This window comes from Lysinibacillus sphaericus, from assembly GCF_006864135.1.
In the GTDB taxonomy this organism is placed as follows: Bacteria; Bacillota; Bacilli; order Bacillales_A; family Planococcaceae; genus Lysinibacillus.
This window is the reverse complement of record NZ_SADV01000015.1, coordinates 88,585-99,241: the sequence shown is the minus strand read 5'-3', so window position 1 is coordinate 99,241 and position 10,657 is coordinate 88,585. Positions and strand designations below refer to the sequence as shown.

Genomic DNA, 10,657 nt, shown 5'->3' with positions numbered 1-10,657 from the left:
TATTAGTATGAAATGAAAGAGCATTTTTGTACATAGTTATTCAAGCAGGAATGTACATATTTAAATTAGCATTTATACCGAAATAAATATGATACAAAATTAAACGGCTTTAGCCTTGTATTCCAAGGGCTTAGCTGTTTAATCTTGGCTTGTTTTCTAAAAGATTGTTGCTATTCAACTAACGGAGCAGGTTAGTTCAATAAGCAGTAATGGATTCTGTATATTTTAAATGGTAAAATTAATTAAAACTGGGACTGATGTTCATTTTGTTCGTCCTTACAGTAATTGTAGAAATTAAGGAGGCGGTAAACAATGCTCAGAAAAAAAGGGATATTATCTACATTATTTTCAGTAGTAGGACTTATTTGTGTAGCGTGTTTTTATTACTTTCAACTTAATGCTGCTTGGCTATTCTTCGTTGGGGCTATTATGTTCGTCATAGGAATAATATTTAGTGTTCAGAGCTTTAAAAAAAGAGAAAAAGGATTTTGGAAGTATTCCCCTATGATTGTTTTTGGGATTTATGTCATTGGCGTTTCATTGTCAATCGTACTACTTGTGTTTATGGGCGAAACTTGAACTACTCACACTTATAGAAGTGTGAGTTTTCTGTCGGAAAATGATAAAAGGTTATATTATTTTTTTAATTTCCCTCTTAAACTAATGGGGTGCTTTACTTCAAGATGGGATTCCACAAAGACCCCATCTTTTTCTTTTCAACTAACGAGGCTGGTTAGTTGAATAAGCAGGTATTCTTAGAATGGCGTTGAAGTAGTATTATGGTAAAAAAAGTGGGGAAATTAAAAATGAACATAAAACAATTAAGGAGAAAGTTAAAATGAGATTAGAGAGTGAGAGAATTTATTTAAGACCTCTTTGCGAGTTAGATGCACCTATTTTATTAGAAAATACAATGGATAAAGAAATACGTTATATGACTGGAACGAATTCTAATTTTTCACTGGTTCAAATTAAGACACATATTGAAAATATTAATAATGATTCAAGTCGCTATGATTTCGCTATTTGTTTAAAAGGCACTGACGAAATGATCGGGGAGTTATCGATTTTCGATATAGATGAGGAGAACAAAAAAGCAGGATTCAGAATATCGATGGCTTCTATTTCATTAACAGGTAAAGGATATGGTACTGAAGCAACAAAAATTGTTCTAAGTTTTGTTTTTGAACAACTTCAATTAAATCGTTTACAGTTAGAAGTATTTAGCCATAATTTGCGTGGAATTAGAGCGTATGAAAAGGTTGGGTTTATAAAAGAAGGAGTCTTACGTCAATCCTTATATTATAACGATTCGTACTCAGATGAAATTATTATGGCATTACTTAAATGTGATTTTAAAAGATGCTATTGTAATAATCCAAAATGATACAAGTGTAACGTTGATAGCTTTTTAATACATAAATATGGAATCATTCAATTAGCAGATTGTGAAGTAATATACTTAAACTAACAGGTGCTTTAATGGAGCAACGAAAAAAGCCTAATTTCTTAATTTTAATAAGAAATTAGGCTTTTTATATTTACTCATAGTGCAAAATAGCACTTAATATGGGTGCAAAATAACTCCTAAAGTAACATTCCATGTGTGACAACAGGATCCCGGCCTTCAGAAGTTTCACGAATTTTTGGAGGCCTTTATTTCATAGTTATTTTAAGGGTATTCAGTGAATAAATATTTTATTTTACCTTATTACAAAATATTTTGTCAATAATAAATTTGCAAATTTATTAAAAAATGTTACAATTGTCTTACAATCGTATTTGAATTCCGCTGTCCTTTTTGCAGATAGAATTTGGATACGTTTTTTTAATATCCTTTTTAAGCCCAAGAAAGAAATAAAAACAGCTATGAGAGCTTTAAAGGAAGTTAGTTGAATAAAATTATTAATTTACTATCTAATAGTAACTGTTTTTTCCATAAGGAGGACTAGAATAATGAATCTAATCAATAAGAAAGTTACACACAAGCGTTTTGGCACGGGTAGTATAGTTAAACATAATGATTCTAGTATTGAAATACATTTCGCATCGGAAAATAAAATGTTTGTTTTCCCTGATGTATTTGGAAAGCACCTAAAACTACATGATAAAAGTGATGCTAATTCACTTGAAAAAATAATACAAAAAAAGGAAATGGAACGAAGGGAGGAAGAACGGAAGAAGGAAGAGGAAAAAAAACTACAACGAAAAAAACTCGAACTTCGCTGGGAACACGAAAAACTTATGAAAAACCATAAACTTCATCTCGAATCACAAATGGTTTTTTGGTGTGACACAGAAGAACAGAATAGTTCTTTTTCAGAGTGGGAAGTTTTTTCAGGCGTTTTAAAAAGTGGTAATAACAAAGGAAAGCCAAACAAGCCGAGCCGCTTGCACCAAAATAGCGCTGTCCTATTAACAGCAATAGATTCCGGCATGCCTGAAAAAGACAGACGTATCTTGGGTGTCTATATGGTGAATGAAGATTTTATCGGTAAGCTTTGTGAAGATGGAAATATTCCTGCTCATTCAAAATACAGAATTCAACTTACAGAACAGGAATCAGATCAGCTGCTTTTCTGGCAATATTATATAAATGAAAAATTCCCCGAAAAAATGACATGGAATACAGGTAAATACCGTTATTTTGAAAATACATGGATGGCTCAAATTTTGCTTGATATAGTTTCGTTGAAAAGTGACCCAAATGAACGAGAGTTGGCACAACAATTTTTTAAACATTTTTGTATAATGAATCAGATAACAGCTCAAGAGTTACCAAAGCCTAATGGCGCATTAATGCGTATTTAAACGTTAGCCCAAAGATAATAAGAATGACAGGAGACTGACATATTCTCCTATCTATCACTAATGCCGAACAGTGCCTGGCTCTGTTTGCTAATAAACGTGTGAAGTTAATATAATTATTTATCAAGAACGAATTCTTATTAATGGGATTCGTTCTTTTTGGGGTCTCGTAAGATTTATGCGGATTTACAACGTTAAATTTACATTTCCAGTATATCCATACCTTATTTTGGATAATAGTAAGGAATTTGATGAAAATAAAATGTTTTCAAGAGTGAATTTTATTAAGTGCTTTTTTGTACTTTTGGGAATGATTTCGTCTTTTATATGTATGGTATTAGTTGGTTTAATTAAGTGAAAATTTCATTAGCGGAGAACCGTATCATAAGTAAGAACGGTTTTTAGAGGAGGCTGGGACAAAAAGAAAAAATGTTAGACCGATTGCATTTCGGTCTAACATTTTTTGATTTAGGAAGGAACACGCTACTCATTGAAGCGAAAAAGTTATTATCTGCTTTCGCTATTTTTCAAAATAATCGAGTTCTGTCCCAGCCTCATTAATTTTAATTTAGAATCAGTCTCTTTAGAAAGAGATATATTGAAAAAACTATTTGTGAATGAATACACTTAAACTAAAGGAGTGCTTTACTTCAAGATGAGATTCCACAGAGATCCCATCTTTTTCTTATTCAACAAACGGAGCAGTTTAGTTCAATAACGAAAGGATGTTATACTTTAAAGGAATTATAAAAATTCGATGTTCAGCTATTTAGAGCCTAAGAATATGTTAGTGAGGTATTTAAAATAATGATGAAAATAGTATCCCCTAAGCCTCACCTTTAAGTTAATTTACTGTTGCTCTTTTGCCAGAAAAATAATAAACCAAGTATCCTAAAACATTAAATAAGGCAAATGCACATATCCAATTAATGTTTAGTCGTTTATGATGATAGGCATTGATTGTTGCCCAAATGGTAAACATAATCCAGTAGATGGCAATACCCGCAAGTAAATCTATAATTACGAAATCATTGAATCTTTGTATTTCCATAGAGAGAGACCATTTATCATCACTGCTTCCGTGATCATAATAGCTATACAACCACTTTGGAGCCACTACTTCATTTTCATATACAAACGCTTCTTCTTGTGCATTTCCTAAATTGGTTATTTTAACTGACTTGATATTATCTTTATTTTCCACCAATGATTTTATCTTTTCTTGAAGAAATGGCGAAAGACTTTCGTTGTTTTCTAACACCTTGGATATTTGATTAAAGGTCTCGTTTTCAACACTCACCATTTTTTGTTCCTTATTTATTGCCATACCAAGAAGTATCCCACATATTACAAGAAATGCTAGTGCGGTGATAAGTACCCGTTTAGCAAATGTTTTTCGTGTTTTAAACAGTTGACCAACGACGGAACGCATTTCCTTTTCTCCGCCGAATCTTTGGATAGCAATTTCAATTGCTTCTTGTTCAGATTTTCCTTCTGCCTTTAATTCGTTGACAGCCTCTATCAAATGACTTTTCATCTCTGTTTTTGATTCTTCGATTTCTTTCTTGCTCCCACCGACACTATGATAAACTTCATTAACATATGATTCTATTTGTTTCACGCTTTTTCTCCCCCTTCAATAAATGTATCAATAATTTTTTTAACAAATTGCCACTCCTTACGCTTTTCTTCAAAGCCCTCTTCACCTAATGATGTAAGTTTATAATATTTTCTTCTTCCGCCTGGTCCTTGTTCATCACCCCAGTAAGAAGAAATCCATTTTTTATTTTCTAATCTCTTTAATGACAAATAAAGTGTACCTTCTTTTAGTTCAAATTGTTCTCCACTTTTTTCACGAGCCAATTTTGCTATTTCATATCCATACATATCTCTGGTATGTAATAACGAGAGGATTAATGTATCAATATGCCCTTTTAAAACCTCTTTGTTAATTTCCAATTTTTACACCTCTTTACTTATTTATAATATACATTACCTAATAAAGCAAGGTATTAAATTATTTAAAAATCACCCTTTTTTTGAGGGTGATTTTTATATCGGTCTATCACTGATTTTTAATAACATATTAGCGACATACTCATCAGAAAGAGAGCTAATATCGGTTGTGCAATCAACCGATAAATATCCTTTGTCCGATAGCGGCGGAGGATGTTCAATCGGGTTCTTTGCCCACATCTTATGTATAAAGGTTGTCCTTGCAATTCATTTTGTTGAACTAAAGGGAGCTTTATTTGAAGAATATTGAGCTGTTTAGACAGCTCTTATTTTTTACTCAACTAACGGTGCAGGATAGTGGAGGAAGAAAGGTATTTGCAATGATAACTTATTCGCTTCATATATTAAAAAACTATGGGGTGATGATTCAGTAGAGGAATACTCCAATAAAGTAAGTTTAATTTAAAAAAAGCCATAGTTGAATTGATAAGGAAAGAGTCCATTTGAGGAGTTTAATTCAAAATGGATTCTTTTTATTTTATTATAATTAAAGAAAAACAACACATTATTTTTAATAAAATTAAAAAATAATTTAACATTATTTATAATTATGTTAAACTTATATTAATAAAAATAAAAGGAGGGCGTATATGTGGATATTAACAATATTCCAAACTGGATTTTAGTCTTGGAAAATGAGGATTTAGAGTTTGTTAAAAACTTAGTACTTCATTCAGGTTCTTTAAAAGAGATTGCAAAGGTTTATGAGGTATCGTATCCAACGGTAAGACTTAAACTTGATAGATTAATCAATAAAATAAAAATGAATGATGCCGTAGAAAACGAGGAATTTATTAAATTTATCAAGAGCCTGTCGATTGATGATCGCATAAGTGTAGCAGATGCAAAATTAATTATTGAAAAATATAAACAAGAAAGAGATGAGAAATAATGTCATTTGGTATTTATGGGGTTTTTATTATTGCTGGTATTTTAGCTGTTCAATTCTTCTTTTCAACTAGGAACAATATCTATTGGGGAGCAATTTTACCAGTAGCATATATTGTATTTTTGACATGGCTGTCTGTAACGAATCATATTGAAAGTAATATGGGCTTTATCCTTTATCTATTATTAGGGATACTTTTCCTATGTGCAGAATGGAATGGAGGTAGAAAGTATCTTCACGAGAAAAGAAAAAAGGAACTGGATAAAATGAAAACTCACGACATGAAATAGAGAAAATGGGAAGTTGTTAATTATTCGCATAAGTCGTTTATAGGTAGAGTCAAAATGAAATATCTTAATTTTAGGCAAAAAGAGTTTTTGTACAGTCTTATTTCACTAACGGGGTGCTTTAGTGCAACAAGGATTTATAATGTAAACAAAATAAATCTAATAAACGTTCCCAAATGCAAGCTTGGAGATACACCATTAAGCTACGAATATTGTTAAAACAACATTTCGTGGCTTTTCTTATGGACATTGTTTATAAATAATTTTATACACTCTCTTCAAAAGTCAGTCATAGCAATGTTTTAGTGGTTTTTCGTTCATGGATGCATGCTCGACTTTATTGAATAAAATCCTGCATATTTCTTAACGTTGAAAAAATAAGGTAGCCTTGTTAAAAACAATCTAACAAGGCAATCAGGGCATCTCATAAACTCTCTATTTAAACTGCTCAAAATGATTAGCAACCCATCGCTTCTGATTTTCTGCAACATATTGTTCTACTTCAATCAAACGGTTAACTAATTCCTCTTTAGAAAGCTGCATATATTTCTTTCTAGCATTATTTAAATCTCGTTCAGGGGAAATCCGTCTTAAAGTGGATTCATCAAATTTAGAAGGCTTCTCCGGCTTTTTACGAGCATTCTTTATTTTATAAGTTCTACTATGCTTTTTGTAATGCAAAAATGCTGCATCAGAAGGATTTGAATGTAACAGGGTATTATTCAGCTCCTACACCTACACAAATTGCAGAATCAGTAAGTGAGCTACATGATGTCATTTCAAGTTATGTAGACATTGATGATATATATTTAAGAAGTCCACAAGAGTTACAAAAAGAATTCGATGTCCACGCAGAAAAAGTTGGTGTATTCAATAAAGTATTAGGTGGTACTTGTGTTACAGATTATGTTTGCCCCACTAAAATGCAGTGTTTAGGCTGCAAAGCAAAAATACCCGAACCAGATCAAGAGGATGAATTATTAGAAATCATTCAATTATCAAAAGATATGGAAAAACGATTTAAACAAATGGGATTAGAGGTCGAAGTTCGGAAAGCGAAAGAGATGGCAAAGCAAGCTAAGATTGAATTGAAAGAGATTGATTTAATTAAGCAATATAGAGAGGAACGTAGTTATGAACCAATCACCAAAAGGAATCCATTTAGATAATCATCAGTGGCTTGATAAAGTACATCAGCAACGTAAGAAGCGTTCAGTTTCTATTGGCATACAAACTATTGACTTTCTTGTCACACAAGGAATTCCTGTAACCTATCATAACATTAGTGAGCATTCGAAAGCCCTTGATGATAAAGGAAAAGGCATACATATGAATACCATTAAGCGTAATGAAGAACTGTATGAGCACAATATCAATCGGCATTTTTTGACGTTGAACAGCTTCTGTCGCAAATGCATGACGTAATAGGTGTATTTTTATAGTTACAGCTTTTCCGTTCTGCCTCTCAAATAATAATCCATGAAGTAAAAATCGAATGGAACTGTATAAAGCATTTCCTTGTAATGCTTTACCTTCATATTGGAAATAATAAGGCATAGATGTGGGGAATAAGTGCTTTCTTAGATGGCTGTATGGGACACTTGGAATTTTATCGCTGTCATAATGTGCTTTTAACATCCTTGATACCGTTTGAATATGTTCCATCGTTTGTTTACTTAAATAAAATTTTTCTAATGAATCACTTCCTTTAGGAATAGCTTTATAGGAGTAATGAAGCTTTTTATTAATTTTCTTAACCTCAATACATTCTTTTGTATTACTAATTTGAAGTAATTCGTTCAGTCTTGCACCTGTTGTTGTTAAAATGTCGATGGCTAATAATCCAAATGTACAAGCCACATAAAACGGTTCTACATCTATTAGTAAGCCTTCTGCTTTGTCTTTGTGTAAAGCGATAAATTGTGAAGGTGTTAGTATTCCTTTATGTTGTGAAAAAAACGGAGAGGGTTTTTGCTCATTTTCAGACTTGTATCCCCATAAAGACAAGAAATTTAAAATTTTCTTATGTTCTTCAATGTGTCTGTTTCTTGACCACATTCCTATAACATTCTGCTCAATTAATTCATTAAACCAAAAACCTTCTGCTACTGAATCACTCTCTTTTGATTCAGCACGAATAAACTCAAGGAAATAAGCATTATTTTCATCAGAATAAGTCGATTTTTTTTCTGTCGCTTGCTTTATAATAATATCTGAAAAATCCTTTTGATGGTTTAGTACAAAGGAAGGTTTGTCCCATAAGCGAAAATAAAATACTTCCCCAATACGTTTTGGTTCTGCATAAGAAAATTCAATCGGTAATGATAGTGAATCGGTTTCTATCACCCTTATTTGTTGATGAAATGCATCTCGCAATCTCTTCATTTGATTCCATCGTAGATTTGCTTCTGCACGTATTGTTGCAAGATGTGGCACAATAGCGTCTGTTTCATCCTTACGAGTGTTTTGGGCTTGTTCTTTGGCTAATTTAGTAAAGGTAAACTCTCTACTATCATATGAAAAGGGTGGTAATAAAAACTTTTTATAATATTGTTGTTCATCTGTAGGAAGATTATTATTAATCCACTTTTCAGTATAGTATTCAGATGATTTATATTCTTTTATTAATGACATTTTCATATGGTTAGAAGAATTAGCACAAATCTTACCTTGTAAATATTTGTATAAATGAATTTCCGGCTCGAAATCTGAAAATGAAGTAATGTTATATTCTCTAAAAATATCTTTGAATCTTGGATGAAATCTTTTTACTACAGTCAATATACTGTGATTGTCAGTATTCCTGGCTACTCCAATTAAAGCTATAAGAAACAATTGATTTTTCCAATCGAAAGTTAAGCAGTTGTTATACAGATATTTAAGCACCCGTTCGTCTAATTTATCAATTAAAAATTCAACTTTATTATTTTGTAGACACATTAATCGAGTATCCATTTGCCCAAGCATTTTATCGTACCATTCTGTTTTAGGTCTTGACTGCGTTATTTCATCCAAGTTTATTCCAACCCTTCTAACAATTCTTTTAAATCTTCGTCAAAGTTTTCGATGATAGATGATTCAATGACTTCAAGCTTTGGTTTTGATTTCTTCAAAGATTTTTGTTTAATAAAATCCTCTTCATTTTTCTGCATTTGCTCCAACATATTCTCATGAGCTTCTCGATGTTTCGTTTCATCAAAATGATGCTCATACACATTCATCGTATCTGGATTTTTCCACTTCATATATTTAATCAGCTCGTTTTTTCGTTGATGAATTTCTGTTTCATTTTGTGCAACGTTATAAATCTCTTGTAATCGAGAAGTAACGAACCAATGCCTTGCTTTATGTGGATTTAAACTTAGTTCATTACTCTTCATTGCTCGATTCCAGTGGTAGTACCAAGCGTGATAAGTAAGAGGTGTTCCATTTAATGATAAAAAGATAGGGGCATCATCAGGTAATTGTTCAAAATTTAAATGATTCTCATCAAAGAGTTTTCTTTCAGTATCTATGTAGTGAAACAATCTTTTCACCGTATCTTTGCTAACACGTATAAACTTTATTTTTCTACCATGACTCCCCTTATTGAAGGTAATAAATTCTTGATGACTTTTACGTTTGCGGTAATCACCAACTGTTAATTCAATAATTTCTGAGGCTCTTGCACCTGTTTCAAATAGCATACGAGCTATCACCATTTCACGAAGTGACCAACTTGCTTTTTTTCCAGCTTGATATACTTGATAAGGTAGATCTATATCATCAATAATTTGTGGTTGCCATTCTTCATTGATAATTTTAAAATAGGAATCCGTTAATCTTCTATGAGGGATAACTTCTTCTGTACCTGCAATTGAAGGCATTCTTGGCTTATCATCTCGAACACCCTTTATCTCAACTTTATAGCTGTGCAAGAGAGTTTGACCATCTATTAATGGATTACTATACGGATACCGTTTCAAACGAATCATAGCCTTATAAAAAGATTTTAATGCCGATAAAAAACGACTTATCGTATTAGGACTTTTACTAGTTAAATTTACAAAGCGAAATGTGTCTTTATCACGAATCTTACACTTCATTTCATACATCAAATAATCTTCAACCACAACACGTATTTTTTCTTCTGGATCATTCCATTGCACTTTCTCTCCTTGATAGTTGCTTTCTTTCTCTAACCATTTAAAAAATGGAAGTAGACAATTCAAATAGGATATTGCAGAACTTTTGTCTATTCTTCCTAAACAGTCATGGTAGTAATCTGTTAAAGGTAGAAAGGGGTGATTTTCTTTAAATACAAGTAGCTCATACTTACTTTCGATATGTTTAGGACAATATTCAAACCAATACAATTATTAACCTCCCTCAAAAAGAACGAACGTTCTTATGTTAATGTCTTTTTTCGTTATTGTAAAATGTTCAGTCTTTTAACAAATCTAAATGAGAAAGATTGCAAAATAAAATAGCACACCACTAAATTAAAGCATTTAGTAATGTGCATTTTTATTAAATGTGCAACATTATAAGTTAAACACTATTAAATAAGACTTCATGTACAATTACTTGTACTTAATCTTACAGAGTAGTCATCTTTTCTCTTTTATGTTTAATAAATCCTTTCTTGACACTCCTCGAACCTTTCATAACTAAATTC

General features: G+C 31.8%; 10 protein-coding genes and 1 pseudogene. 6 read left to right on the top strand and 5 right to left on the bottom strand.

Features of this window, described 5'->3' with window-relative positions; all coding sequences use genetic code 11:
- Positions 1-312: 312 nt before the first annotated feature.
- From C7Y47_RS16620 to C7Y47_RS16610, 3 genes are all read left to right on the top strand, one after another.
- Positions 313-579, top strand: coding sequence for a hypothetical protein (locus C7Y47_RS16620; protein ID WP_142509794.1), 267 nt, complete (start codon positions 313-315; stop codon positions 577-579).
- A 259-nt stretch (positions 580-838) separates the two neighbouring features.
- Positions 839-1,387, top strand: coding sequence for a GNAT family N-acetyltransferase (locus tag C7Y47_RS16615; protein WP_142509793.1), 549 nt, complete (start codon positions 839-841; stop codon positions 1,385-1,387).
- 569 nt (positions 1,388-1,956) lie between these two features.
- The gene (locus C7Y47_RS16610; RefSeq protein ID WP_142509792.1) at positions 1,957-2,811 is read left to right on the top strand and encodes a malate synthase; all 855 of its coding nucleotides are present in this window, start codon (positions 1,957-1,959) and stop codon (positions 2,809-2,811) included.
- An 841-nt stretch (positions 2,812-3,652) separates the two neighbouring features.
- Here C7Y47_RS16610 and C7Y47_RS16605 read toward each other — a convergent pair.
- Together C7Y47_RS16605 and C7Y47_RS16600 are read right to left on the bottom strand one after the other, a co-directional pair.
- Entirely contained in the window at positions 3,653-4,429 is a 777-nt protein-coding gene (locus C7Y47_RS16605; RefSeq protein ID WP_142509791.1) for a permease prefix domain 1-containing protein, read from the bottom strand.
- On the bottom strand, positions 4,426-4,767 hold the full coding sequence (locus tag C7Y47_RS16600) for a PadR family transcriptional regulator (RefSeq protein WP_142509790.1): 342 nt from the start codon (positions 4,765-4,767) through the stop codon (positions 4,426-4,428). Before C7Y47_RS16600 ends, C7Y47_RS16605 begins: the two co-directional genes overlap by 4 nt.
- A gap of 649 nt (positions 4,768-5,416) precedes the next feature.
- Here C7Y47_RS16600 and C7Y47_RS16595 point away from each other — a divergent pair.
- The gene (locus C7Y47_RS16595; RefSeq protein ID WP_142509789.1) at positions 5,417-5,716 is read left to right on the top strand and encodes a DUF2089 family protein; all 300 of its coding nucleotides are present in this window, start codon (positions 5,417-5,419) and stop codon (positions 5,714-5,716) included.
- The gene (locus tag C7Y47_RS16590; protein WP_142509788.1) at positions 5,716-6,003 is read left to right on the top strand and encodes a hypothetical protein; all 288 of its coding nucleotides are present in this window, start codon (positions 5,716-5,718) and stop codon (positions 6,001-6,003) included. Before C7Y47_RS16595 ends, C7Y47_RS16590 begins: the two co-directional genes overlap by 1 nt.
- A gap of 432 nt (positions 6,004-6,435) precedes the next feature.
- On the opposite strand, the gene C7Y47_RS16585 is transcribed toward C7Y47_RS16590, so the two are convergent.
- Positions 6,436-6,681 (bottom strand): hypothetical protein, encoded by a 246-nt coding sequence (locus C7Y47_RS16585; RefSeq protein WP_142509787.1) that lies wholly within the window; start codon positions 6,679-6,681, stop codon positions 6,436-6,438.
- Between C7Y47_RS16585 and C7Y47_RS16580 the strand changes: the two are divergent.
- Positions 6,678-7,169 (top strand): annotated as a pseudogene (locus tag C7Y47_RS16580) (site-specific integrase); the annotation flags it as partial. The gene C7Y47_RS16585 and the pseudogene C7Y47_RS16580 sit on opposite strands and share 4 nt — an antisense overlap.
- A 43-nt stretch (positions 7,170-7,212) precedes the next feature.
- Here the strand turns inward: C7Y47_RS16580 and C7Y47_RS16575 are convergent.
- Both C7Y47_RS16575 and C7Y47_RS16570 read right to left on the bottom strand, forming a co-directional pair.
- Positions 7,213-9,015, bottom strand: coding sequence for a site-specific integrase (locus tag C7Y47_RS16575; RefSeq protein WP_142509786.1), 1,803 nt, complete (start codon positions 9,013-9,015; stop codon positions 7,213-7,215).
- 2 nt (positions 9,016-9,017) lie between these two features.
- Positions 9,018-10,355 carry a tyrosine-type recombinase/integrase gene (locus C7Y47_RS16570; protein ID WP_142509785.1) on the bottom strand — a complete coding sequence of 446 codons (1,338 nt, stop codon included), beginning with the start codon at positions 10,353-10,355 and terminating at the stop codon, positions 9,018-9,020.
- Between the last annotated feature and the right edge of the window lie 302 nt (positions 10,356-10,657).

Coding starts and splice junctions, on each gene's coding strand:
- C7Y47_RS16590 (WP_142509788.1), top strand. CDS start 5,716: ATGTCATTTGGTATTTATGGGGTTTTTATTATTGCTGGTATTTTAGCT.
- C7Y47_RS16620 (WP_142509794.1), top strand. CDS start 313: ATGCTCAGAAAAAAAGGGATATTATCTACATTATTTTCAGTAGTAGGA.
- C7Y47_RS16615 (WP_142509793.1), top strand. CDS start 839: ATGAGATTAGAGAGTGAGAGAATTTATTTAAGACCTCTTTGCGAGTTA.
- C7Y47_RS16610 (WP_142509792.1), top strand. CDS start 1,957: ATGAATCTAATCAATAAGAAAGTTACACACAAGCGTTTTGGCACGGGT.